This window comes from Nocardia sp. KT25-26, from assembly GCF_056627695.1.
In genome coordinates this window covers 2,448,862-2,473,359 of record NZ_CM152813.1, presented here as the reverse complement: position 1 = coordinate 2,473,359, position 24,498 = coordinate 2,448,862, and the positions used below count along the sequence as shown (strand labels likewise).

Here is a 24,498-nt window from a genome sequence, read left to right as displayed (position 1 = left end):
CCACGACCCTGGCGCACCCCACCCCGCCCGTCCAGCGTTCCGGCGATCTTTGTGGTGCGCGACGACCGGGCACTGCCGCAGCTCGTGCAGACCTCCAGGTACACCGGCACGGATCCGGGCCGCGACATGCTGCCGACACTCACAGAACCCCTGGTCGGAGGATACTTCCCAGCGGAACGGACGCCGGAACAGTACCCTCGGCGCATGAGGTCGATCTGGAAGGGCTCGATCGCATTCGGGCTGGTGAACGTCCCGGTCAAGGTGTACACCGCGACCGAGGACCACGACATCCGGTTCCACCAGGTGCACGGCGTGGACGGTGGCCGGATCAAATACGACCGCGTCTGCCAGGTCTGTGGCAAATCGGTGCAGTTCGCCGATATCGACAAGGCCTACATCTCCCCGGACGGTGACCAGGTGGTGCTCACCGACGAGGATTTCGCACGGCTGCCGGCGGCGGAGAAGCACGAGATCCCGGTCCTGGAGTTCGTACCGGCCGAACAGATCGACCCGCTCCTGTTCGAACGCAGCTACTACCTGGAGCCGGATTCCACGACCCCGAAGGCCTACGTCCTGCTGGCGGCGACCCTGGAGCGCATCGACAAGGTGGCGCTGGTGCATTTCACGCTGCGGCAGAAGACCCGGCTGGCGGCGCTGCGGGTGCACGACGGCGTGCTGGTGCTGCAGACCCTGCTGTGGCCGGACGAGGTACGCACCGTCGATTTCCCGGTGCTCGACGATGCGGCCGCACCGCGGTCCCAGGAGCTGGCCATGGCCGAAACCCTGGTGGATTCGATGTCGGGCGATTTCGATCCGGCCGAGTACACCGACGAATACCAGATCGAACTGCGCAAACTGCTCGACGAGGCGATCGCGGCCGGCACCGGCAAGGTCGAGGCCCGGGCCGCCGAACCGGTCGAACAGCCCGACGCCGATGTGGTCGATCTGGTGGCCGCGCTGCAACGCAGCCTGGCGGCCGGGGGCCGGCGGGGCACCGGAGAACAACCGGACGCCGAGCCGGAACCGAAGAAGGCGGCCCAGGCGTTGACCGCCGGGAAGAAGTCGGCTGCGAAGAAGGCGCCCGCGAAGAAATCCCCGGCGAAGAAGGCGGCCGGCCGCAAGGGCGCATGAGCGACCGGCCGGGCCCGCTCATCCGGCCGGGAAGTGCGCGTGCAGGTAGTTCTCGAAACGCGCGTCGACGTCGGCGGCGGTGAGGCCGAAGTCGTCGAGGGTGTACTTGTGCGCCGGCCGCGCCGCGCCCGTGGTCGATTCGCCGTGCAGGCGGGTCATCGCATCCCGTGCGGCCTCGGTGAGCGGGATGCCGAATCGGCGATAGATCTGTTCGACGGTGCCGATCGGGTCGGCGACGAAGTCGTCGTACTGCACATCGCAGAACCGCGCCGGATCGTGCCCGGCCCGGTCGTCCAGGAACTGCTGGGCGCCACGGGCCCACAGGTCCAGCTGTGCTCGGCCCAGTACCGGCCCCCGGAAGGTGTCCGACCAACCGGCCGCGGCCTGCTCGTTGAGGCTGCACACCGAGGCGACGACCGTGCGCGGGGCCCGGTGCATCTGGATCACCAGGGCGTCCGGATACACCTCGAGCAGTGCGTTCAGGCCGAACAGATGGCTCGGGTTCTTCAGCACCCAGCGCCGATCGGCGTCGGGCAGGCCGATCAACTGCAGGTTGCGGCGATGCCGCCGGTAGGCCGGTGTCCAGTCGCGGCTCCGCAGCCATGCGGAATAGCTCGGCAAGTGGGCCAGGCATTCGTAGGAATGCGACATCAGCGACTGCCGGGTGAGCTGCCAGCACTCCTCCACCTGGTCGGCCGAGATGTGGTGGACGCCCATGAATTCCGGATGTTCGATGTGATGCTGGGCGAAGCCCGCCTGGATCCGCTGGTACACCGGATTGTCCGGCCAGCTCGCGCGGGGCGGGCGGGGCTGCGGCATCTCGGTCAGCCACATCTCGAGGCCCTGATGCGCGGGATCGGCGGTCAGCAGCCGATGTACCGCCGTGGTCCCGGACCGGGGCAGTCCGGTGACGAAGATCGGCCGGCGGATCGGCACCTCGGCGGATTCGGGATGCTGCCGCCAGGCCGCCTCGCTCAGCAACCGGGCGATCAGCGCGCCGCGGACGAACGCCCGGTTGACCTTGTTCCCGAACGGGGTGAGGTCGGCTTCCCGGGCGTAGGAGTCGAGCAGTACCGCGAGACCCTCCCGGTACTCGTCGGTGCCGAAGTCGTCGAGCCCGACCACCTTCGTCGCCGAATTGTGCAGGTCGTCGACGGTGCCGACGCTGTCTCTGCCGATCATCGTTCTCCTCAGTTGTGGTATTCGCCGCAGTTGACATCCAGGCAGGCCCCGGTGATCGCCCGGGCCAGCGAGGACGCGAAGAACACGACCGCATCGGCGATCTCGTCGGGTTCGGGCAGCCGGCGCAGGTCGATGCCGGCGGCGGTCTCGGCGTAGATCTCGTCGGGTTCGACCCCGCGTTGTTTCGCGAGGTAGCCGAAGTACCACTTCAGGTTGTCCGCCCAGATATAGCCCGGCGCCACCGAATTGACCCGGATGCCCTGGGGGCCGAGTTCGGTGGCCAGGCTCTGCGCCAGCGCGAGCAGGCTCGCTTTGGCCATCTTGTACGGCCCGAAGGTTCGCCGGGAGTGGTGCAGCACCGCGGAATTGATCATCACCACCGAACCGCCGGTTTCGGCCAGCGCCGGAACGAACAGCCGGGTCAGGCGCAGCGCCGCGAGGACGTTCGTTTCGAAACCGGCCCGCACCGCATCGAGGTCCACCTCGGCCAGATCCACGATCGGCGGGATCGCGAAGGCGTTGTGCACCAGCGTGTCCACCCGGCCGAACTCGTCGCGCGCCCGCCGGACCAGGTGCGCGGCCGCCTCCGGATCGTCGATATCGGTGGGTACCGTGACCGCGCGCCGGCCCAGCCCGGTGATCTCCTCGGCCACCTCGGTCAGCCGCTGTTCGGTGCGGGCCGCCAGCACCAGATCCGCCCCGGCCTTCGCGCACTGCACGGCAATGCTGCGGCCCAGGCCGGGACCGACCCCGGACACCACAACGACCTTGTCCTGCAACACCATCAGCCGAGCATCCTCTCCGCCGTCGCCGCCTGCCGGGCGGCGATCCGCTCCCGCCATTGTTCGGGGGTCACCGTGGCGCCGTCGTGGTACGGCAGCCGGTCCGGCAGCTCCGCGAACGGCACCACCTCGACCTCCGGCCCGTCGGCGGCGGTGAGCGCACCGTCGAGCCGTTGCCAGCGGAACTGCAGGTAGCCGCGTGCATGCCCGGTGCATTCGATCCAGTTGGCCAGCCCGGGGTTCCGTTCGGCGACGACCAGGCGGATCATCCCGTCCGGATCGACGTGTGCCTGATCGGCGGTGAGGCTGGTCTGATGATTGGCGTAGTCCAGCGAGAGGTACCACATGCTGCCGAGCTGGAAACCCTGGTAGGGGGCGCCGGACTTCGGCACGGTGATGATCATCGCCTGGTCGTCGGCGAGCTCGTAGTGACCGGCCGAGGAGAACTGGGTGGTGAGCCCACCCGGGGTGCTGCGCGGTTCGGTCATGGTGTTGACCGGGAGGTTCAGGTAGTACCACTGCGGAAACGCCAGGAAGGTCTGCAGTCGGGACAGCAGCATTTTTCCGGCCACGCCGTATCGCTTGGTCAGCAGGTCCAGCGTCGGCCGCGGTGGCGCCGCACCGGCCCGGTCGGCCCGGCGGATCCGCAGGGTGCCGGGCTGTTCGGCCGACCAGTCGCCGAAGACTTCCCGGATCACCAGCATCGCCGAATCGGGCGCCAGGGTGATGTAGTCCGGGCCGGCCGGTCCGGGACCGAACCGGACCTCGAACGTCCCGTCGGCGGCGATGTCGATGGCCCGGTCGTCGAATGCGGTGCGGCTGTCCGGCACATCGACGGGCGAATAATCACCATTGAGGACCTGGAAACTCAGATCCCGGGTGGTGCCGCGAGTTCCGGTCACCACGTATTCGGCGTCGGGCCGCAGATAGGCGTGGAAATACAGGGTGTCCGGATTATCCAGACCCATTTTCGTATAGGGGCCGGTCGAGCGAACGAAGAACGGGAAGTCACGTTCATAGGCCCAGGCCATCTGGAGCGCGGCGCGAATACTTCCGGCGAGATAGTCGTATCCCTCGATCAGGTCCTGTTCGGTCCGAATATGCGGAGCATCGGTGATGATCTTCTCCGCGGCGGCTATGGCGTCTGCGAACGGCTGGGTCAGCAACACATTCTCCGGTGGTCCATATATGTACCGCTCTGGTACATTCCTTGTGAGCCGAGAGTAGAACACGTTTCAGGAGTGGTCAATGGTCGAACGGCGATCCGCACCCACCCGCCGGGTGGTGCAGGTACTGGACTTCTTCGTCACCGAACGGGGCCGCCGGGTCGGCCTCTCGGAGCTGGCCCGCACCCTCGAGCTGGCCAAACCCACCACCCTCGGCATCCTGACCGAGCTCACCGAAGGCGGCTATCTGGTGCGCGATCCGCGCACCCGGACCTACGGCCCCGGCCCGGCACTGATCGCCGCCGGCCGGGTCGCCCAGGACGGATTCGCCGCCGCCGGCGCGGCACACCCGGAGCTGAACCGGCTCAGCGACACCTACCGCACCACCTGCACCGCTTCCGCCCTGGTGGACGGGCAGATCATCGTGCTGGAGAGCACCGGGCCGGGCCTGGTCCGGGTCGGCGCCACCTACCACTTCGCCCCGCCGGTCGGCCTGATGTACGTACTCTGGGACACCCCCCGGGCATTCGACGCCTGGCTGGCCACGCCGCCGACGGTGCCGCTGCAACAGGACGAGGCGCGACTGCGGCGCATCGTCGCCGAATGCCGGCAGCGCGGCTACCTGGTGGAATCCCTCACCGCGGCAGGCCGGCGCCTGTACGCCCTGCTGGCAGGCATGGCCGGGCGGGAACTCCCCGACGAACTGCGCGAGGTGGTCGCCGAACTGGTCACCAGCCTGGGCGAGCGGGTGTATCTCGACACCGATCTGCGCCCCCGCCAACAGCATCCCGTGAGCCTGCTGGCGGCGCCGACCTTCGACGCCGACGGCCGGCAGCACCTGGTGCTCACCATGTACGTCGGCACATCGATCACCGGCGCCGAGATCGCCCGCCGCGGTGCGGCACTCGTCGCCGCCGCCGATGCCGTCACCGCGGCCACCGGCGGCAGGAAACCGTTGACCAATCACAGCAACGTGTTCTAATTTTGATTCGTGAGCCAGTACGCGAAGTCGGCGGCGAACACCTACGAGCTCTCCCATACCGAGGCGCTCGAGGCCGAGTCTGCACACATTTTCCGAGAAGTCGCGGCAACCTTCGAAAGGCCGGTACTACTCTTCTCCGGCGGTAAGGATTCCGCAGTCATGCTGCACCTTGCAGCGAAATCTTTCTGGCCGGCACCACTACCTTTCCCGGTGCTGCACATCGATACCGGACACAATTTCGACGAAGTGATCGAATACCGCGACAACACCGTGGACCGGCTCGGGCTCCGGTTGCTCGTGGGCCGGGTCCAGGACGATATCGATGCCGGCCGGGTCACCGAGCCCACCGGGCCGCGGGCCACCAGGAACCGGCTCCAGACCACCACGCTGTTGCGATCCCTACGGGAAGGCCGCTTCGACGCGGTGTTCGGCGGCGCCCGGCGCGACGAGGAGAAGGCCCGTGCCAAGGAGCGGGTGTTCAGTTTCCGGGACGAGCACGGGCAGTGGGACCCGCGCCGGCAGCGCCCCGAACTGTGGAACCTCTACAACGGACGGCACCGCGCCGGTGAGCACATCCGGGTGTTCCCGCTGTCGAACTGGACCGAACTCGACATCTGGAACTACATCGCCACGGAGAACGTCGAACTGCCGCCGCTCTACTACGCGCATCGGCGTCCGGTGGTGCAGCGGGACGGAATGCTCCTGGCGCACACCCGTTTCCTGGAGCTCCTGGACGGCGAAGATCCCTACGAAGCGACGGTCCGGTTCCGCACCGTCGGCGACGCCACCTGCACCGGCTGTATCGAGTCCACCGCGGCCACGCCGGCCGAGGTGGTGACCGAGGTCGCCACCGCCCGGGTGACCGAACGCGGCGCCACCCGCGCCGACGACCGGGTGTCCGAGGCCGGAATGGAAGACCGCAAGCGAGAGGGCTACTTCTGATGACGACCTTGCTGCGCCTGGCGACCGCCGGCAGCGTCGACGACGGGAAGTCGACCCTGATCGGCCGGCTGCTCTTCGACTCCAAGACATTGTTCACCGACCAATTGGATGCCGTCGCACGCACCAGCCGCGACCGCGGGGCCGACCAACCCGACCTCGCGCTGCTCACCGACGGCCTGCGCGCCGAACGCGAACAGGGCATCACGATCGACGTCGCCCACCGCTATTTCACCACCCCGCGACGCAAATTCATCATCGCCGACACCCCCGGCCATATCCAGTACACCCGCAACATGGTCACCGGAGCCTCCACCGCCGACCTGGCGCTGGTCCTGGTCGACGCACGTGCCGGTGTCGTCGAACAGACCCGCCGGCACGCCTTCCTGGCGAGCCTGCTCGGCATCGGGCACCTGGTGCTCTGCGTGAACAAGATGGACCTGGTCGACTGGTCGGCCCGGCGATTCGCCGAGATCCGGGACGAATTCAGCGGTTTCGCCGCCAAACTGGAGATTCCCGATCTCGCCTTCATCCCGGTGTCGGCGCTGCACGGCGACAATATCGTGCACCGCAGCACCGCCATGCCCTGGTACGAAGGCACGCCCCTGCTGCACCACCTGGAGGAGGTGCATATCGCCTCGGACCGCAATCTGATCGATGCCCGCCTGCCGGTGCAGTATGTGATCCGCAGCGGGGCCCGGGATTTCCGCGGCTATGCGGGCACCGTGGCCGGTGGCGTGTTCAAACCGGGCGACGAGGTCACGGTGCTGCCGGCCGGGCGGACCACCTCGGTCCGGGCGATCTGGGGTCCCGGTGGCGTGCCGATCGCGGAAGCGTTCCCGCCGCAGGCGGTCACCGTCCAACTGGCCGACGAGATCGACATCGCCCGGGGCGACCTGATCTGCCGACCGGCGAATCGGCCGCACACCGGTACCGAACTCGATGCCATGCTGTGCTGGTTCGCCGACGATTCGGTGCTCTCCCCCGGCACCCGCTACACGCTCCGGCACACCACCCGTTCGGTACCGGCGCAGGTTCGTTCGCTCGACTATCGCCTGGACGTGAACACCCTGCACCGCGACGAACAGGCGGAGACGCTGTCGCTCAACGAGATCGGCCGGATCCGGCTGAACACCCGGCAGCCGCTGCTGTTCGACGCCTACCGGCGCAATCGCACCACCGGCAGCTTCCTGCTGATCGACGATGCGACCGGCGACACCGTCGGCGCCGGAATGATCACCGGCCCGAGCCTGCCGCCCACCCAGGTGGTGTGGCACGGCACCGCGGTCGGACGATCCGAACGTGCCACCCGCGGCGCGACGGTGTGGCTGACCGGGCTGTCCGGTTCCGGGAAATCGACGGTGGCGGTGGAACTCGAACGCCGGCTGGTGGCGGCGGGGCGGCCGGCCTTCCTGCTCGACGGCGACAATCTGCGGCACGGCCTCAATGCCGACCTCGGCTTCTCGGCCGCGGACCGGACCGAGAACATCCGCCGGGTCGGTGAGGTGGCGCGGCTGTTCGCCGAGGCCGGTGTCGTCGCGATCGTCTCGCTGATCAGCCCGTACCGGGCCGACCGGGACCGGGCCCGAGCCGCCCATGCGACGGCGGGCATCGACTTCCTGGAGGTCTTCGTGGACACTCCCCTGCAGGTGTGTGAGGCGCGCGACCCCAAGGGGTTGTACGCGAAGGCCCGGGCCGGCGAGATCCGCGAGTTCACCGGGGTCGATGCACCCTACGAGCATCCACTCACCCCGGGGCTGGTGCTGCGCCCCGGCGACGGCGACCCGGCGGTCATGGCGGACACCGTCATCGAAACCCTCACCGAACGGGAACAACGGGCCGACCCCGGCAGGTAGTGGTCGCGTGCTGCTGGCACCGATCACAACTGCGGCGGCGATCCACTATGCGCTGCGTGAGGGAACACCGACGGCGCCCGGACGGATTGCGGAGGCGCACTACTCTCGGCACGATTCGGGCGGAATCACTGCCCCGAACCGGAATTCGTCCGGCCCCGGCGGCGGCTACCCGTACCCGTACCACCGGCGAGAACGCTCGCTTCGGAGCCGGCGGACAGGGAGGCATCCTCATGTCGGATATCGGAATCGACGGTACGCCCGCAGCGGTGGGCATCCGATGACGGCCACCGATCCGGCGGACGCCCCCGGAACCACCGCCGATGCGGCGGACCGATCCGAACGGGGGGTCGGCCCCGCCGCGTGGCTCGCCTTCACCGGCTGCATGATCAGCGTCTTCATGCAGATGATCGACGTCACGATCATCAATACCGCGCTGCCGCCGATCACCGTCGATCTGGCTGCCTCCCCGGCTCAGCAGCTGCTGTGGGTCGCGGGCTTCTCGGTCGCGTTCGCCTGCACGCTGCTGCCCGCCGCCCGCCTGGGTGAGACGGCGGGCCGCCGGACCGTGTTCCTCGGCGCGGTGGTGGCGTTCACCGCCGCATCGCTGTGGTGCGGTGCGGCGTCCGGGGCGACCGAACTCGTCGTCGCCCGGGTGGTGCAGGGCGCCGCCGGGGCCGGGATGGCCGCCCAGACGATCGGCATCCTCACCGCGCTCTTCCCGCGCCGATGGCATGCCGAGGTGTTCGCCGTGTACGGCGCGATGGCGGGCCTGGCCGGGCTGGCCGGGCCGATCCTGGGCGGGCTGCTGGTGACCGTGGATCCGTTCGGTCTCGGCTGGCATGCCATCTTCTGGATGAACCTGCCGCTGGGGCTGATCGCCTTCGCCCTGGCCTGGCGGTTCCTGCACGTCGGTCGGCCCGAGCACCGAGCCCGGCCCGATCCCGCCGGTACGGTGCTGTCCGCGCTCACCCTGTTCGCGCTGCTCGCCGCCCTCGCCGCGGTACAGGAACGGGGGTGGCAGCCGGTGCCGGTGGCGGCGGTGTTCGGGGCACTCGCGGTGGGGGCGCTGTTCCTCGCCCAGCAACGGCGTCTGGCACGCCGGGGTGGCGATCCGCTGGTGCGCTTGGACGTGTTCACCGATCGGGCCTTCGCCGTCGGCTCGCTGCTGGTGGCGTTGTTCTTCGGACTGTTCACCACCTTCGTGTTCGGGATCTCGATCCTGCTGCAGGAGACGCTCGGCTTCACTGCGCTGCGGACCGGGATGCTGATGACGCCCTTCGCCTGCGGGGCGGCGGCCGGTGCGCTGCTGTCGCCGATACTCATCCGGCGCTGGGGTGCCCGAATGCTCGCGGTCGCGATCGCGGGGTTCGGCGGCTGTGTCGCGATCGGGGCCGGCTACCTGTACCTGGTGGACGGCGCGATCTCGGTGCCGCTGGCGGTCGGCCCGGTGTTCGTCGCCGGCACCACCGTCGGGGTGTTCGCCGTTCAGGTGCAGCCGTTGATGCTGGCCGCCCTGGACCGGCGCCGGCTCGACGCCACGTCCGGCCTGCTGCCCACCGTCGAACAGGTCGGCAGCGGCGTCGGCCTCGCCGTACTCAGCGCCACCTTCTTCCGCGCCCACACGCTGACCGGGGCGATCGCCTTGTTCGCCGCGATCGCCGTGGTCGCGCTCGGCATGGGGGTGCTGGCGCGCGCACTGCCCGAGCCACCACCGCTCACCGAACCCGTGATACCGCGGTAGCTGCCCGCCGACCGGCGGGTGCGCCGGAGCCCGCGGTCACGGCCGCATGGCCGCGCGGGCCACCGGCCAGAACTCCTGCAGGTCCTGTCCCCAGTAACCCCACGAATGGGTTCCGGACGGCCGGAAGTGGAAGGTGGCCGGAATGTCCAGGGCGGCGAAACGGGCCTGCATCTCCCGGGTACAGGCGACCGCCAGCGCGTCCACCAGGCCGCCGATCACCAGTTGATCGGCCAGCTTCAGCGCGTTGTTGCCGATTCCGGGCCCGTTCAGGGTGTCCAGCGGTCCGGGCAGGCCGTTGCCGGTGGTGATGTGCAGGACGGTGCCGCGCAGCCGCTCGGCGTGCCGGAAGATGTCGTTGGCGGCCCAGTCCGGGTCGCCGGGCGGGCCCCACATGTTCAGCGGATTGCCCCCGCGGTTGGCCACGATCGAGTTGATCATCAACTGGCCCAGTGGATCGTCGGTGCGGACGCATCCGCTGAAGGCTCCGACGGCATCGAAGTGGCCCGGTGCCGCGATCGCCAGCCGCAGCACCGAGGACGCGGCCATCGACAGCCCGGCGATGGATTGCCGGCCGGTGCCGTGGAATGCGGCATCGATCAGCGGCGGCAGTTCGCCGGTCAGGAAGGTCACCCAGCGATTGCGGCCCTTGACCGGGTCGTCGCGCTGCCAGTCGGCGTAGAAGGTGCCGTCCCCTCCGATCGGCATGACCGTCGTCACCTGCTCGCCGGACAGCACATCCAGCGCCCGGGTCTTCGTGAACCAGTTGCTGCCCTCGGCCCAATCGAGGGTGTCGGTGCCCCCGTCGACGCCGTTGATCAGATAAAGCACGTCGGCGGGTGCCGTCGGATCCGCGGCCGGTGCCACCGCGACGGTGATCGGCCGGTCCATCGCCGCCGAATACACGGTGAGGTCGACCACCCGCTCCCGGGCGACCGCGGCCAGCAGCCGGGAGCCACCGGGTTCCGACGGCGCGGCGGCGGCCACTCGGTCCGCCACCGCCGCCGTACTGCCGGGTGCGGGACTCGCCATCGCACCACCGGGCATCATTGCCACCGTGGTCAGTGCGGCGACGAGCAGTCCGCGCACTGCCGCACCCGGCATCGGCCACCTCCTTCCCGGAATCGTGCAGGCCGCCAGGCTAAGTCCGGCACAGCACGCGCCATCGCGCTTTTACGGGAGGTCTGGGCACGGTCCTCGAACCGGCCCCATCCGGCTGGTACCGGCCACAAGGGTGCGCAGGCGAATCGCCGGAACTTCTGCAGAACCGGCAACGTCGGCGCCGACGGTCTCTAGAGTGAGCTGGTGCTCATCTTCTGCCCTGCTCACCACTCCGGGATTCGTCATGGCCACCAAGCCCGATAAGCAGCGCAAACGCCCGACACAGAACAGGGCGAAAGAGACGCGCGCTCATATTCTCGCGACAGCCGCTCACCTTTTCGGCACCCGGGGCATCGGCAACACCTCGACCAACCGGATCGCCGAGGAAGCCGAGATCAGCATCGGCACGCTCTACCGGTACTTCAACGACCGCGACGAAATCGTCAAGGAACTGACCGACGGCCTTTTTCTGCAGGTCGAACAGCGCTACAGCGATCTGCTGAAGGTCGCGCCCACGATGTCCACCCGGGATGCAGTCGCCCAGGTGATCCATACGGCCGTGGAGATCCTGGTCGCCAACGCCGATCTGGTCCGGGCGCTGGTGGCCGACCTGCACTTCTACGGCAGCGGGATCCCGGAATTCGAGCCCAGGCTGCGCTTCCTGATCCGCATCTATCTCATCCACCTGCTCGACGCGGGCACCGAGGCCGATGTCGACACCATGGCGTTCATCCTGCTCAACGCCGGTTTTGCGACCGCATTGCGCTCGGTGGAGATGGAGGAGGAAGGCCTCGACCGCAACTACGTGATCGAACAAACGGCCGACATGATCGGCGCCTGGATCGACAAGGTCGCCGGCGAGTCCGTTCCCGGATCCAGGTAGCCGCACACAGAACTCGGGCCGGCCGCGACGCTGCCCGACCGCCCCTTGCGACGGAGCGGAACTCGTGAAAACGCCGGCCCGGCCCCGAGGGGTGCCGGGCCGGCCGGAGATTCCCGGGTGCTAGACGGTGAAGCCGAGGGCGCGCAACTGTTCGCGCCCGTCCTCGGTGATCTTGTCCGGACCCCACGGCGGCATCCAGACCCAGTTGATCTTCAGGTCCTCGACCAGACCGGCCCGCACCAGGGCATTCCGGGACTGGTCCTCGATCACGTCGGTGAGCGGGCAGGCCGCCGAGGTGAGGGTCATGTCCAAAATGGCGACGTTGTCGTCGTCCACGCTGATCCCGTACACGAGACCCAGGTCGACTACGTTGATCCCCAACTCGGGGTCGACCACGTCGCGCATGGCCTCCTCGATGTCCTCCAGGTGCTGCGCCTGCTCGGGCGTCGGCTCGGCCGGCGCGGCGGCCGACTGCTCGTCGGCCGTGGTGGTGGTTTCCTCGCTCATCAGCTCTCCCCGTTTCCCATGGCACGATCACCGGCAATCTGCACGACCGCGTCCTTGAACGCCATCCAGCCCAGCAACGCGCATTTCACCCGGGCCGGATACTTGGCGACGCCGGCCAGGGCGATGCCGTCCCCGATGACGTCCTCGTCACCCTCGACGGTACCGCGGCTGGTGATCATCTCGTCGTACGAGTCGACCACCTTCAGCGCCTGCTGCACCGGCAGACCGATCACCTGATCGGTCAGGATCGAGGTGGCGGCCTGGCTGATCGAACAGCCCTGGCCGTCGTAGGACACATCGGCGACCGCACCGTCGGCGCCGATGTGCACCCGCAGGGTCACCTCGTCACCGCAGGTCGGGTTGACGTGGTGCACCTCGGCGCCGAACGGTTCGCGCAGTCCGCGGTGGTGCGGGTGCTTGTAGTGGTCCAGGATCACTTCCTGGTACATCTGCTCCATACGCATGGCGCTACGACAACTCTCCTCTGGAGTCGACACCGAAGAAAGACTGGGCCCGGCGCACCGCGGCGACCAGCGCATCCACCTCGTCGACGGTGTTGTAGACGGCGAAGGAGGCGCGGGCGGTCGCGGCGATCCCGAACCGCCGGTGCAGCGGCCAGGCGCAGTGATGGCCGACGCGGATCGCCACGCCCTCGTCGTCGAGGATCTGGCCGACATCGTGGGCGTGCACACCGTCCACCACGAACGACACGGCACCACCGCGGTCGGTGCCTTCGGTGGGGCCGACGATCCGGACCCCGTCGATCGCACCGAGCCCGGCGAGCGCGGCCTCGACCAGGGTGTGCTCGTGCGCTGCCACCGCATCCATACCGATCCGGTCCAAGTACCGCACCGCGGCACCGAGGCCGACCACCTGCGAGGTCATCGGCACGCCGGCCTCGAACCGCTGCGGCGGCGGGGCGTAGGTACTGCGGTCCATGAACACGGTCTCGATCATGGAGCCACCGGTGATGAACGGCGGTGTCTCCTCGAGCAGCGCCCGCTTGCCGTAGAGGACGCCGACGCCGGACGGTCCGAGCATCTTGTGCCCGGAGAACGCCGCGAAGTCCACATCCAGCTCGCGGAAGTTCACCGGCATGTGCGGTACCGACTGGCAGGCGTCGAGGACCACCAGCGCACCGACCTCCCGGGCCCGGCGCACCAGCTCGGCCACCGGAGCGATGGCCCCGGTCACGTTGGACTGGTGGGTGAACGCCACGACCTTGGTCGCCGGGGTCAGTTCGAGCGAGTCCAGGTCGATGCGCCCAGAGTCGGTGACGCCGTACCACTTCAGGGTGGCCCCGGTGCGGCGGGCCAGTTCCTGCCAGGGCACCAGATTGGCGTGGTGCTCGAGCTCGGTGATCACGATCTCGTCGCCGGGGCCGACCCGATGCGGGAAGCGGTCGTCGCCGAACGCATTGGTGACCAGGTTCAGCGATTCGGTCGCGTTCTTGCCGAACACGATCTCCCCGGCATCGACCCCCACGAACCGGGCGATCTCGGCGCGCGCGTCCTCGTAGGCGTCGGTGGCCTCCTCGGCCAGCTGGTGTGCACCCCGATGCACGGCGGAGTTGCTGTGCAGCAGGAACTCCCGCTCGGCATCGAGCACCTGTACCGGACGCTGCGAGGTCGCCCCGGAATCCAGGTACACGAGCGGCTTACCGTCCCGGACCGTGCGGTTCAGGATCGGGAAATCGGCGCGGACCCGGGCCACGTCGACGGTACGGACAGGTGCAGCGGTCATCTCAGGCTCCCGCGGCGGCGGTGAACCGGACGTAACCGTTCTCCTCGAGCTCGTCGGCCAGCTCCGGGCCGCCTTCCTCGACGATCCGGCCGCCCACGAACACGTGCACATAGTCCGGCTCGATGTAGCGCAGGATCCGGGTGTAGTGGGTGATCAGCAGGACGCCGCCGTCCTCCCGCTCCGAGTACCGGTTGACGCCTTCGGAGACGACTCGCAGCGCGTCGACGTCCAGGCCGGAGTCGGTCTCGTCGAGCACGGCGATCTTCGGCTTCAGCAGGCCGAGCTGCAGGATCTCGTGCCGCTTCTTCTCACCGCCGGAGAAGCCCTCGTTCACGCTGCGGTCGGCGAAGGCGGAATCGATCTCGAGTTCCTTCATCGACTCCTTCACCTCCTTGACCCAGTGCCGCAGCTTCGGGGCCTCGCCACGCACCGCGGTGGCGGCGGTGCGCAGGAAGTTCGACATCGACACACCCGGCACCTCGACCGGGTACTGCATGGCCAGGAACAGCCCGGCCCGGGCCCGCTCGTCGACCGACATCTCCAGGACGTCCTCGCCGTCGAGGGTGATCGTGCCCTGCGTGACGATGTACTTGGGGTGGCCGGCGATCACGTAGGACAGCGTCGACTTGCCGGAACCGTTCGGGCCCATGATCGCGTGCGTCTCGCCCGACTTCACCGTCAGGTTCACACCGTTGAGGATCTTGATCGGCTCGCCGGACTCGTCCGGGTTGGCGACCTCGGCGTGCAGGTCCTTGATTTCCAGGGTGGTCATCGAATCGAATTCCTTTACGGGAGTGAAAGTCTGAGGTCAGGCACCGATGGCGGCGAGCTCGGTCTCGACGGCCGCGTCGAGGCGCTCGCGGATCTCGGGCACCGCGATCTTCTGGATGATCTCGTGGAAGAACCCGCGCACCACGAGCCGGCGGGCGGCATCTTCCGGAATACCGCGCGCCCGCAGGTAGAACAGCTGTTCGTCGTCGAACCGGCCGGTCGCGCTGGCGTGGCCGGCGCCGGCGATCTCGCCGGTCTCGATCTCCAGGTTCGGCACCGAATCGGCACGGGCGCCGTCGGTGAGCACCAGGTTGCGGTTCACCTCGAAGGTGTCGGTGCCCTCGGCCGCGGCGCGAATCAGCACATCGCCCACCCAGACGGTGCGGGCGTCGCCCTTCGGCGACTTCGGATCGCCCTGCAGTGCACCCTTGTACAGCACATTGGACTTGCAGTGCGGTACCGAGTGGTCGACCAGCAGCCGCTGCTCGAAGTGCTGACCGGCGTCGGCGAAGTAGAGGCCGAGCAGTTCGGCGTCGCCACCGGGGCCCGAGTAGCGCACGGTGCCGGTCAGGCGCACCAGGTCGCCACCGAGGGTGACCGCGGTGTGCCGCACCGTGGCGTCCCGGCCCAGCCGCAGGTGATGGGCGGTGGCGTGTACGGCGTCGTCGGCCCAGTCCTGCACCGCGACAACGGTCAGCTTCGCACTGTCCCCCAGTACGAACTCGACGTTCTCGGCGTAGGTTCCGCTGCCACGCTGGTCGATCACCACGGTGGCGACGGCGAAGGCCCCGACCCGGATCTGCAGATGCCCGTAGGCGGTGTGCCCGGCACCCGGGCCGGTGATGCGCACCGTGACCGGATCGCCGACCTCGGTCTCGGCACCCACCGACACCACGGTGGCCTGCTCGAATCCGGAGTAGGCCTGGGCGGCGACCCGGTCGGTCGGGATCCCGGCCTCGCCGAGGCGGGCATCGTCGCGGCCGACGGTCTCCACGGTGACACCGGCTACCGGGGCGACCTCGACGGCGGCGGCACCGTCGCGCACCGCAGATCCGTCGTGCAGGCCGCGCAACCGACGCAGCGGGGTGAACCGCCACGCCTCGTCCCGGCCCGAGGGCACCTCGAAAGCATCCACGTCGAACGAGGCGAACACCTCGCCCTTGTTCACAGCGGGAGTACGAGCCTCGGCGGCAGCAGCAACATTGTCGACAGCCATCAGCCGACGGCTCCTTCCATCTGCAGTTCGATCAGGCGGTTCAGTTCCAGGGCGTATTCCATCGGGAGTTCCTTGGCGATCGGCTCCACGAAGCCGCGGACCACCATCGCCATCGCCTCGTCCTCGGTGAGACCACGGCTCATCAGGTAGAACAGCTGGTCCTCGGAGACCTTCGAGACCGTCGCCTCGTGGCCCATGGTCACGTCGTCCTCACGGATGTCGACGTAGGGGTAGGTGTCGGACCGGCTGACGGTGTCCACCAGCAGCGCATCGCACTTGACGGTCGACTTCGACCCGTGCGAGCCCTTGTTCACCTGGACCAGGCCGCGGTAGGAAGCCCGGCCACCGCCGCGCGCCACCGACTTCGACACGATGGTCGAGGAGGTGTGCGGCGCCAGGTGCAGCATCTTCGCACCGGTGTCCTGGTGCTGGCCCTCACCGGCGAACGCGATGGAGAGCACCTCACCCTTGGCGTGCTCACCGGTCATCCAGACCGCCGGGTACTTCATGGTGACCTTGGAGCCGATATTGCCGTCGATCCACTCCATGGTCGCGCCCTCTTCGGCCTTGGCCCGCTTGGTGACCAGGTTGTAGACGTTGTTCGACCAGTTCTGGATGGTGGTGTAGCGGCAGCGGCCGCCCTTCTTGACGATGATCTCGACGACAGCCGAGTGCAGCGAGTCGGACTTGTAGATCGGCGCGGTGCAGCCCTCGACGTAGTGCACATAGGCACCCTCGTCGACGATGATCAGGGTCCGCTCGAACTGGCCCATGTTCTCGGTGTTGATCCGGAAGTAGGCCTGCAGCGGAATGTCGACGTGCACGCCCGGCGGCACGTAGATGAACGAGCCACCCGACCAGACAGCGGTGTTCAGCGCGGAGAACTTGTTGTCACCGGCGGGAATCACAGTGCCGAAGTACTTCTGGAAGATCTCCGGGTGCTCCTTGAGCCCGGTGTCGGTGTCCAGGAAGATCACGCCCTGGGCCTCCAGATCCTCGCGGATCTGGTGGTACACGACCTCCGACTCGTACTGGGCGGCGACACCGGCGACCAGGCGCTGCTTCTCCGCCTCCGGGATACCCAGCTTGTCGTAGGTGTTCTTGATGTCCTCGGGCAGGTCTTCCCAGCTCTCGGCCTGCTTCTCGGTCGAGCGCACGAAGTACTTGATGTTGTCGAAGTCGATTCCGTCCAGGTTCGAGCCCCAGTGCGGCATCGGCTTGCGGTCGAAGATGCGCAGCGCCTTGAGGCGCTGATCGAGCATCCAGTCCGGTTCGCTCTTCTTCGCCGAGATGTCGCGCACCACGTCCTCGGACAGGCCGCGCTGCGCACTGGCGCCGGCCGAGTCCGAGTCGGCCCAGCCGTACTCGTATCTGCCCAGGGAGTCGATGGTCTCTTCCTGGGTCAGTGGCGCTGGAGCGACGGAGCCTGCTTCGGTGGTCGTCATTCGGCACTCCTTCCGGAGTCGTTCGTTCGAGCCGCCGCGGGCTGTGCGGCGGCCGGGGTGGAAGCTGACGGGTGGTCGGGGCGGACGGTCGGGTCGGGCAGCAGCAGCGGAACGTGGGTGGTGCAGGCGCAATCGCCGTTGGCGATCGTCGCAAGCCGCTGCACATGCGTGCCGAGCAGGTCCCGGAACGCGGTCAGTTCGGCCTCGCACAGTTCCGGAAATTCTTCCGCCACGTGCGCGACCGGGCAGTGGTGCTGGCAGATCTGCACACCGTTGCCGACCTCGCGGGTGGTGGCCGCGAAGCCGGCGTCGGAGAACGCCGCGGCGATCTCGTCCACCTTGGCCGACAGCGCCGGTGCGGTGTGCTCGGCCACCGGCGCGACGTCGCCCAGTACGGTCTCGGCCCGCCGGCGGGCGAATTCGGTGACCGCCCGCTGGCCGCCGATCTCGCGGAGCTGCCGGATGGCGGCTCCGGCCAGGTCGTCGTAGGCGTGCCCGAGCCGGCCGCGCCCGGCGGCGGTCAGCTGATACTGCTTGGCGGGCCGGCCCCGACCCTTCTGCTGCCACGGCGCCGACCGACTCGCCCGGGCCTCTCCGGAATCGATCAGCGCATCCAGATGCCGCCGGACACCGGCCGGAGCCAGGCCCAGCCGGGTACCGATCGCGGTCGCCGTGATCGGCCCCTCTTCCAGCAGCAGTTGCACGATCGCCGCCCGGGTCTGCCCTTCGTGCCCACCCGGAGTCTGCACAGCACCGACCGCGGCACCGGCCTTGCGCCCGGCCCCTTCGGTCTCCTCCGGCAAACCCACGGTTTTCACAACATCAGTGTGGCGGAATTACTTCCCGAAATCTAATAAGGGTGCCCTGACCAGCCCCGGCGTGACCTGCGGCGAATCCGCGAACCCCCAGGACAAAGCACCCGCGCCGACCGTCACCCCCGGTCCGGCGGTGACCCATCGCACACCGAGGGTCGTTCCGGTGTCGTGCGGTCCGGGACATCCAGCACGATCACCGGATCGAACCCCTCCCCGATCGCGCCGGTCGACCGACGCATCCGCTGCTGCTGGACATGCTCGGCGACGTGCTGCTGCGCCGGTTGGAACAACTGCTCCACCTGCCCCAGCGCACTCGCTCCCGCGCTCACGGGCGGGCGACGGCGCCAGTGGACCCAGCCCCGCCGCTCGGCCCACACGCCGATCCGGTCCAGCGCGAACCCGGCCGCCACCAGCGCCGCGAGCCAGATCATCGATGCCATCACGCCTCTTCCGTCGTGTGGTCTCCCGTTCCACCGTAGGTGCCCGTCGGAGCGCCCGATAGGCTTCGGGTTCGTGGCGGTACTGGAAGGCGCGCGGCGCAGGGTGATCGGCGTGGGACGTCGGGTTCTCGGCGTGGACCCGCCGACAGCCGATCATTCCGTCGCCGTACTGCATCGTGACGAGGCGCCGGTGCCCGGGCTGGATCGCAAGGATCTCGTCCAATTGGACCGGATCCGACTGATGGGCGCCACCGGCGCGGTACTGATGGCCATCGCCGCGCTGGGGATCGGCGCGCAGCCGGTGCATCAGAACCCGGTCTCCGGGATGCGGGTGTTCGGCATCTTCGCCCGGGCGCACACCGGCTCGCTGGCGATGTGCATGTTCGGGACCGTCCTGGTGATCGGCGCCTGGCTGCTGCTGGGCCGGTTCGCCGTCGGCGGCCTGTCCGGCGCGCCGCGCCGGCGACTGACCAGGGTCCAGCTGGACCGCACCCTGCTGCTGTGGATCATCCCGCTCAGCGTCGCACCGCCGATGTTCAGCAACGACGTCTACTCGTATCTGGCGCAGAGCGAGATCGCCGCCCGCGGCACCGATCCGTACGCCGAGGGCCCGGTGGCCGGGCTCGGTATCGACAATGTGCTCACCAACAACGTGCCGACCATCTGGCGCGATACCCCGGCACCGTACGGGCCGCTGTTCCTGTGGGCCGGGCGCTGGATCGCCGAGCTGACCGGTGAGAACATCATCGCCGGGGTCTGGGTGCACCGGATGCTGGCACTCGCCGGGGTGGCCCTGATGGTGTGGGCGCTGCCCCGCCTGTCGGTGCGCTGCGGTGTCGCCCCGGTCAGCGCGCTGTGGCTGGGCGCCGCCAACCCACTGGTGCTGTTCCACCTCGTGGGCGGTGTGCACAACGATGCCCTGATGCTCGGCCTGATGCTGGCGGGGCTGGAATTCTGCCTGCGAGCCATCTACGGCGAGGGCGGCGGCAGCGACCGGCTGAACGCGGTGCGGCCCCCGTTCGACGCGCGGGCCTGGCGGCTACTCCTCGGCGGGGCCGTACTGATCACCCTGTCGTCCTCGATCAAGTTCACCTCGATCCTGGCCCTCGGCTTCGTCGGCATGGCCCTCGCCCGCCGCTGGGGCGGCACGCTCTGGGCCGTCACCCGATCCGCGCTGCTGCTGGGCGTGGTCGCGCTCACGGTGACCGTCGTGGTCAGCACCCTCAGCGGTCTCGGATTCGGCTGGCTCTACACGCTCAACACCGCGAGCGCGGTGCGCAGCTGGATGTCGCTGCCCACGGTGCTCGGCATCATCACCGGTTTCGGCGGTGTGCTGCTGGGGCTCGGCGACCACACCACCGCCCTGTTGAGCATCACCCGGCCGATCGCCGGGCTCGCCGCCGGGTTCATCGCGCTGCGCATGCTGGTGGCGACCGGGATCGGGCGCCTGCATCCGGTGGGCGCGCTCGGTGTCTCGCTCGCCGCGATCGTGCTGCTCTTCCCGGTGGTGCAGCCCTGGTACCTGCTGTGGGCGATCGTCCCACTGGCGGCCTGGGCCACCCAGCCGGTGTTCCGGGTCCCGGCGGTGGCGTTCTCTGCGGTGGTATCGCTGCTGGTGATGCCCCGGGGTGCGGAGTTCCAGGTGTTCCAGATCGTCGGCGCCGCCGTGGCCGCCGGGGTCTGCTTCGCCGTGTTCTATGCCCTCACCCGGACCCGGCTGCCCTGGCGGGCCGAAACGGGGGTGTCGGCTGGGTCACAGGGGGGCACGACCTACGGTGGCACCGTGAGGGAGCGCAGTGAGCGAACCGCGGGCACGGCGCCCCGTGGCCACGACGGAGCCGAACGCAGCGGAGCGCAGACGTGAACGTCCCCACCGGCCCCGCCGTCCGGGTCGACGGCGTGGTCAAGCGTTACGGCACGACGACCGCGGTCGACGGGATCACCTTCGATGTCGAACGTGCCCAGGTGCTCGCCCTGCTCGGCCCCAACGGTGCCGGCAAGACGACGACCGTGGAGATGTGTGAGGGCTTCGTCCGGCCCGAATCGGGCACCGTCCGGATCCTCGGGCTGGATCCGATCGCCGACTCCGAGCGGCTGCGCCCGCTGATCGGCGTCATGCTGCAGGGCGGTGGCGCCTATCCCGGTGCCCGCGCCGGGGAGATGCTCGACCTGGTCGCTTCCTATTCGGCCGATCCCCTGGAGCCCGGCTGGCTGCTGGACACTCTCGGTCTCAGCGATGTGCGCCGGACCCCGTACCGGCGGCTGTCCGGCGGTCAGCAGCAGCGGCTGGCGCTGGCCTGCGCGCTGGTGGGGCGCCCGGAAATCGTCTTCCTCGACGAGCCGACCGCCGGTCTGGACGCCCAGGCCCGGCTGATCGTATGGGAGCTGATCGACGCCCTGCGCCGCGACGGCGTCACCGTCGTACTCACCACCCACCTGATGGACGAGGCCGAGCAACTCGCCGACCATCTGGTGATCATCGACCATGGGCAGGTGGTCGCCGCGGGAACCCCGGCCGAGGTCACCGCGCACGGCGCGGCCGGCCAGCTGCGGTTCAGCGCGCCGCCGAAGCTCGACCTCACGCTGCTCGCCGCCGCGCTGCCGGAAGGGTTCGCACCCCACGAGACCACTCCCGGCACCTACCTCGTAGCGGGTGAGATCACCCCGCAGGTGCTGGCCACGGTCACCGCATGGTGTGCCCGGATGGACGTACTCGCCACCGATATCCGGATCGACCAGCGGCGCCTGGAAGAAGTGTTCCTCGAGCTGACCGGACGGGATCTGCGCACATGACCGGCGATCTGACCACCAACCGGTTCACCCCGGGCACCTTCACCCCGCGGCCGCGACCGGCGGGCCGGGCCGCGATGCTGTCGGCCCAGACCCGCCTGGAGCTGGTGCTGCTGCTGCGCAACGGCGAACAGCTGCTGCTCACGATGTTCATTCCGATCACCCTGCTGATCGGGCTCACCCTACTGCCGTTCGGGGATCTCGGCACCGACCGGGTGGACACGGTGGTCCCGGCGGTGATGATGACCGCGATCATGTCGACGGCATTCACCGGACAGGCGATCGCGGTCGGTTTCGACCGGCGTTACGGCGCGCTGAAACGGCTCGGTGCCACCCCGCTGCCCCGGTGGGGCATCATCGCCGGCAAATCGGGTGCGGTGTGCCTGGTAGTGGTCGCCCAAGCGCTGTTGCTCGGTGTGATCGGTGTCGCGCTCGGCTGGCGCCCTGGGCCGGGTGGCCTGCTGCTCGGCGCCCTGGTGATCGCACTGGGCACCGCGGCCTTCGCGGCCATGGGACTGCTGCTGGGCGGCACCCTCAAGGCCGAGGTGGTGCTCGCACTGGCCAATATTCTGTGGTTCGTGATGCTGGGTGTGGCCAGCCTGGTCTTCGTCGGGGACGACCTGCCGGGCGCGGTGGCGACCGGAGCCCAGCTGGTGCCGTCTGCGGCGCTGACCGTGGCCCTGGAGGACGCCCTGGCCGGGGCGGTCGACTGGTTCGGGGTGGTGGTCCTGGCGGCCTGGGGTACCGGATGCGGCTGGCTGGCGACCCGGTACTTCCGGTTCACCTGAGCCCCGGCTGCCACCACGCGCGGTCGGCTTCCCGCCGAGCAGGCCGGCGCACTCCGCCCGCCGGCCCCTGGGCCGAGCCACGACGGCGTGTAGTAGACCGCCTGCAGGGGCCGGACCGGCGGCGGCTACCATCGGAGCGTGCTGTATCGCGCCTTCCTGCGACTCGTCGATCGCCTCCCGCTGCCCTCGCTGCGCACGCAGCGGCTGATCGCGCTGGCGGTGATCCTGTCGCAGGCCGGTATCTCGGTCACCGGCGCGATCGTCCGCGTCACCGCCTCCGGGCTCGGCTGCCCTACCTGGCCGCAGTGCTTCCCGGGCAGCTTCACCCCGGTCGGCGTATCCGAGGTCGCGGTGCTGCACCAGGCCGTGGAATTCGGTAACCGGCTGCTCACCTTCGTCGTGACCCTGTGCGCGGGGCTGGTGGTCCTCGCCGTCACCCGGGCCCGACGGCGGCGCGAGGTCCTGGCCTATGCCTGGCTGATGCCGGGCGGAACCGTGCTGCAGGCGGTGATCGGCGGCCTGACCGTGCTGTCCGGGCTGCTGTGGTGGACCGTCGCGGTGCATCTGCTGGTCTCGATGGTGATGGTGTGGCTCGCGGTCCTGCTCTACGCGAAGATCGATCAGCCCGACGACGGCGTGCCGGTCGATCAGGTGCCTGCCCCGCTCCGCTGGTTGACCGCATTCAGCGGGGTCGCCCTGGCCGCCGTCCTGATCGCCGGCACCCTGGTGACCGGCGCCGGACCGCACGCCGGTGACAAGAGCATCGACCGCCCGGTGGAACGGCTGCAGGTGGAGATCGTCACTCTGGTGCACCTGCATTCCCAGCTGCTCGTCGGTTACCTGGCGCTGCTCGTCGGCCTCGCCTTCGGCCTGTTCGCGGTCGGCATCACCCCCGCCATCCGCAGACGCCTGTTCTGGCTGCTCGGCCTCGTCTGCGCCCAGGGCCTGGTCGGCGTCGTGCAGTACTTCACCGACGTCCCAGCAGCCCTGGTCGCGATCCACGTCGCCGGCGCCGCCGCGTGTACTGCCGGCACTGCCGCGCTCTGGGCGAGCCTGCGCACCCGCGAACCGGTCCCGGCACCTGCCACCGGATCGGCCACGGCCGCACCCGCCGATCATCCTGGTCAGAGTACTGGTCGCAATTATGACCGACTGATACCCTGAGGCATATGGAGATCATCCCCATCACCGAGGCCAAGACGCGCATAGCCGAACTCGCGGACCGCGTGGCACGCGAACACGATCACTTCACGATCACGCGCAACGGCCGGGCCGATGTGATGCTGATTTCCGTCGCCGAGTACGAATCCATGCAGGAGACATTGGAGATCCTGAGCGACAGCGACACCATGTCCGACCTGCGGCACTCCGCGGAAGAATTCGCCGCTGGCGACACCTTCGACGCCGACGATGTCCTCGCCGAACTGAAGAAGCAGCGCCGCGGTGCAGCATGACCGATCCCGCCGAACCCTACTCGGTGATCATGTCGGCTCAGGCTCGCCGCAACATCCATGAGAATCTGCCCTCCGATGTCGCATTTGCCGCCATGGAGACCATCAGGGGACCGATCGCAACCAACCCACGTCGAGTAGGCAAGCCCCTGGACGAGCCATTCGACGGATTCTATTCCGCACGACGGGGCACTTACCGGATCGTGTACCGCATCAACGAGGATAAGCGCACCGTCGAAATCCACTCGATTCGCCACAGACGAGACGCCTACCGGCCGTAGGGATGCAGAACCGGCAGCTCCAGCCGGAGGACGCCCCCGGACGACGAACGCCGCACCCCGGCGGAGTGCGGCGTTCACATGGAGCGAGCCTACTCCCCCGCGATCTTCCAGTTGCGGGCCTTGGGGAAGCGCTTCTGTTTGGCGATCCAGCCGGCCATCTTCCACCAGTGTTTCTGCGCAGGGGTGACCACGGAGGTGAGTTCGCGCGACCATTCGTCGGATTCGGTGAGACCGTCGACGGCTTCGACCAGGGCCTTGGCGGTATCCATATCGTCGACCACTCGATCGCCGAGGATGCCGTCGGATCCGACCAGGGTCACGCGGACACCGGTCTCGCCGATGGTCTGCAGAACGGCCGTCGCGGCACCGCCGTGGGCGGCGACGAAGCTCTTCACCGAATCGACCAGCGGACCGGCCGGCTTCACTGCGGCGGGGGCGGCTGTTGCACTCATGAACGAGGAGTTTACCGATGGGTAGATTCCCGGCCAAGA

General features: G+C 68.9%; 25 protein-coding genes. 12 read left to right on the top strand and 13 right to left on the bottom strand.

All coding sequences use genetic code 11. From position 1 onward, the window contains the following. Positions 1-204 precede the first annotated feature (204 nt). On the top strand, positions 205-1,131 hold the full coding sequence (gene ku / locus AC1HFH_RS11205) for a non-homologous end joining protein Ku (protein ID WP_480247368.1): 927 nt from the start codon (positions 205-207) through the stop codon (positions 1,129-1,131). A gap of 18 nt (positions 1,132-1,149) precedes the next feature. On the opposite strand, the gene AC1HFH_RS11200 is transcribed toward ku, so the two are convergent. From AC1HFH_RS11200 to AC1HFH_RS11190, 3 genes are read right to left on the bottom strand one after another with little or no spacing between them, the layout of a single operon-like run. Beyond that, on the bottom strand, positions 1,150-2,313 hold the full coding sequence (locus AC1HFH_RS11200; RefSeq protein WP_480247367.1) for a sulfotransferase family protein: 1,164 nt from the start codon (positions 2,311-2,313) through the stop codon (positions 1,150-1,152). Positions 2,314-2,321: 8 nt separating this feature from the next. Continuing rightward, positions 2,322-3,098 carry an SDR family oxidoreductase gene (locus AC1HFH_RS11195; protein ID WP_480247366.1) on the bottom strand — a complete coding sequence of 259 codons (777 nt, stop codon included), beginning with the start codon at positions 3,096-3,098 and terminating at the stop codon, positions 2,322-2,324. Then, positions 3,098-4,261 (bottom strand): hypothetical protein, encoded by a 1,164-nt coding sequence (locus AC1HFH_RS11190; RefSeq protein ID WP_480247365.1) that lies wholly within the window; start codon positions 4,259-4,261, stop codon positions 3,098-3,100. The genes AC1HFH_RS11195 and AC1HFH_RS11190 overlap by 1 nt, the downstream gene beginning before the upstream one ends. A gap of 82 nt (positions 4,262-4,343) precedes the next feature. Here AC1HFH_RS11190 and AC1HFH_RS11185 point away from each other — a divergent pair, with 82 nt between their 5' ends. The 4 genes from AC1HFH_RS11185 (at position 4,344) to AC1HFH_RS11170 (ending at position 9,779) form a co-directional block, all read left to right on the top strand. Then, positions 4,344-5,243 (top strand): helix-turn-helix domain-containing protein, encoded by a 900-nt coding sequence (locus AC1HFH_RS11185; protein WP_480247364.1) that lies wholly within the window; start codon positions 4,344-4,346, stop codon positions 5,241-5,243. Positions 5,244-5,252: 9 nt separating this feature from the next. After that, entirely contained in the window at positions 5,253-6,185 is a 933-nt protein-coding gene (gene cysD / locus AC1HFH_RS11180) for a sulfate adenylyltransferase subunit CysD (RefSeq protein WP_480247363.1), read from the top strand. Continuing rightward, the gene (gene cysC, locus AC1HFH_RS11175) at positions 6,185-8,038 is read left to right on the top strand and encodes an adenylyl-sulfate kinase (RefSeq protein WP_480247362.1); all 1,854 of its coding nucleotides are present in this window, start codon (positions 6,185-6,187) and stop codon (positions 8,036-8,038) included. The genes cysD and cysC overlap by 1 nt, the downstream gene beginning before the upstream one ends. Positions 8,039-8,315: 277 nt before the next feature. Next, the gene (locus AC1HFH_RS11170; protein WP_480247361.1) at positions 8,316-9,779 is read left to right on the top strand and encodes an MFS transporter; all 1,464 of its coding nucleotides are present in this window, start codon (positions 8,316-8,318) and stop codon (positions 9,777-9,779) included. 36 nt (positions 9,780-9,815) lie between these two features. Here AC1HFH_RS11170 and AC1HFH_RS11165 read toward each other — a convergent pair whose 3' ends face one another. Further along, positions 9,816-10,880, bottom strand: a complete 1,065-nt coding sequence (locus AC1HFH_RS11165; RefSeq protein ID WP_480247360.1) for an alpha/beta hydrolase — start codon at positions 10,878-10,880, stop codon at positions 9,816-9,818. Positions 10,881-11,121: 241 nt separating this feature from the next. Here AC1HFH_RS11165 and AC1HFH_RS11160 point away from each other — a divergent pair, with 241 nt between their 5' ends. Continuing rightward, positions 11,122-11,760 carry a TetR/AcrR family transcriptional regulator gene (locus AC1HFH_RS11160; protein ID WP_480247359.1) on the top strand — a complete coding sequence of 213 codons (639 nt, stop codon included), beginning with the start codon at positions 11,122-11,124 and terminating at the stop codon, positions 11,758-11,760. A gap of 120 nt (positions 11,761-11,880) precedes the next feature. On the opposite strand, the gene AC1HFH_RS11155 is transcribed toward AC1HFH_RS11160, so the two are convergent. The 8 genes from AC1HFH_RS11155 to AC1HFH_RS11120 all read right to left on the bottom strand — a co-directional run bounded on the left by AC1HFH_RS11155 (position 11,881) and on the right by AC1HFH_RS11120 (position 18,697). Further along, a complete protein-coding gene (locus tag AC1HFH_RS11155) occupies positions 11,881-12,267 on the bottom strand; it encodes a metal-sulfur cluster assembly factor (protein WP_480247358.1) in 387 nt (128 codons plus the stop codon). Then, complete coding sequence (sufU, locus tag AC1HFH_RS11150) at positions 12,267-12,731, bottom strand: Fe-S cluster assembly sulfur transfer protein SufU (RefSeq protein WP_480247357.1); 465 nt, start codon at positions 12,729-12,731, stop codon at positions 12,267-12,269. The genes AC1HFH_RS11155 and sufU overlap by 1 nt, the downstream gene beginning before the upstream one ends. 4 nt (positions 12,732-12,735) lie before the next feature. Further along, a complete protein-coding gene (locus AC1HFH_RS11145) occupies positions 12,736-14,010 on the bottom strand; it encodes a cysteine desulfurase (RefSeq protein ID WP_480247356.1) in 1,275 nt (424 codons plus the stop codon). A 1-nt stretch (position 14,011) separates the two neighbouring features. Beyond that, on the bottom strand, positions 14,012-14,782 hold the full coding sequence (sufC, locus tag AC1HFH_RS11140) for a Fe-S cluster assembly ATPase SufC (RefSeq protein ID WP_480247355.1): 771 nt from the start codon (positions 14,780-14,782) through the stop codon (positions 14,012-14,014). A gap of 36 nt (positions 14,783-14,818) precedes the next feature. Then, positions 14,819-15,997, bottom strand: a complete 1,179-nt coding sequence (gene sufD / locus AC1HFH_RS11135) for a Fe-S cluster assembly protein SufD (protein WP_480247354.1) — start codon at positions 15,995-15,997, stop codon at positions 14,819-14,821. Continuing rightward, positions 15,997-17,442, bottom strand: a complete 1,446-nt coding sequence (gene sufB / locus AC1HFH_RS11130) for a Fe-S cluster assembly protein SufB (protein WP_480247353.1) — start codon at positions 17,440-17,442, stop codon at positions 15,997-15,999. Before sufB ends, sufD begins: the two co-directional genes overlap by 1 nt. Next, entirely contained in the window at positions 17,439-18,260 is an 822-nt protein-coding gene (locus AC1HFH_RS11125) for a helix-turn-helix transcriptional regulator (protein WP_480247352.1), read from the bottom strand. The genes sufB and AC1HFH_RS11125 overlap by 4 nt, the downstream gene beginning before the upstream one ends. Positions 18,261-18,373: 113 nt before the next feature. Further along, positions 18,374-18,697 carry a hypothetical protein gene (locus tag AC1HFH_RS11120; RefSeq protein WP_480247351.1) on the bottom strand — a complete coding sequence of 108 codons (324 nt, stop codon included), beginning with the start codon at positions 18,695-18,697 and terminating at the stop codon, positions 18,374-18,376. A 73-nt stretch (positions 18,698-18,770) separates the two neighbouring features. On the opposite strand from AC1HFH_RS11120, the gene mptB reads away from it, so the two are divergent. The 6 genes from mptB (at position 18,771) to AC1HFH_RS11090 (ending at position 24,007) form a co-directional block, all read left to right on the top strand. Continuing rightward, the gene (gene mptB / locus AC1HFH_RS11115; RefSeq protein WP_480247350.1) at positions 18,771-20,561 is read left to right on the top strand and encodes a polyprenol phosphomannose-dependent alpha 1,6 mannosyltransferase MptB; all 1,791 of its coding nucleotides are present in this window, start codon (positions 18,771-18,773) and stop codon (positions 20,559-20,561) included. Next, positions 20,558-21,490 (top strand): ABC transporter ATP-binding protein, encoded by a 933-nt coding sequence (locus AC1HFH_RS11110; RefSeq protein WP_480247349.1) that lies wholly within the window; start codon positions 20,558-20,560, stop codon positions 21,488-21,490. Before mptB ends, AC1HFH_RS11110 begins: the two co-directional genes overlap by 4 nt. Then, a complete protein-coding gene (locus AC1HFH_RS11105; protein WP_480247348.1) occupies positions 21,487-22,275 on the top strand; it encodes an ABC transporter permease in 789 nt (262 codons plus the stop codon). The genes AC1HFH_RS11110 and AC1HFH_RS11105 overlap by 4 nt, the downstream gene beginning before the upstream one ends. A gap of 138 nt (positions 22,276-22,413) precedes the next feature. Continuing rightward, positions 22,414-23,439, top strand: a complete 1,026-nt coding sequence (locus tag AC1HFH_RS11100; RefSeq protein ID WP_480247347.1) for a COX15/CtaA family protein — start codon at positions 22,414-22,416, stop codon at positions 23,437-23,439. A gap of 5 nt (positions 23,440-23,444) precedes the next feature. After that, positions 23,445-23,729 carry a type II toxin-antitoxin system Phd/YefM family antitoxin gene (locus AC1HFH_RS11095; protein WP_480247346.1) on the top strand — a complete coding sequence of 95 codons (285 nt, stop codon included), beginning with the start codon at positions 23,445-23,447 and terminating at the stop codon, positions 23,727-23,729. Continuing rightward, a complete protein-coding gene (locus AC1HFH_RS11090) occupies positions 23,726-24,007 on the top strand; it encodes a type II toxin-antitoxin system RelE family toxin (protein WP_480247345.1) in 282 nt (93 codons plus the stop codon). Before AC1HFH_RS11095 ends, AC1HFH_RS11090 begins: the two co-directional genes overlap by 4 nt. An 89-nt stretch (positions 24,008-24,096) precedes the next feature. Here the strand turns inward: AC1HFH_RS11090 and AC1HFH_RS11085 are convergent, their stop codons facing one another. Further along, the gene (locus AC1HFH_RS11085) at positions 24,097-24,459 is read right to left on the bottom strand and encodes a hypothetical protein (RefSeq protein ID WP_480247344.1); all 363 of its coding nucleotides are present in this window, start codon (positions 24,457-24,459) and stop codon (positions 24,097-24,099) included. Positions 24,460-24,498: the final 39 nt, after the last annotated feature.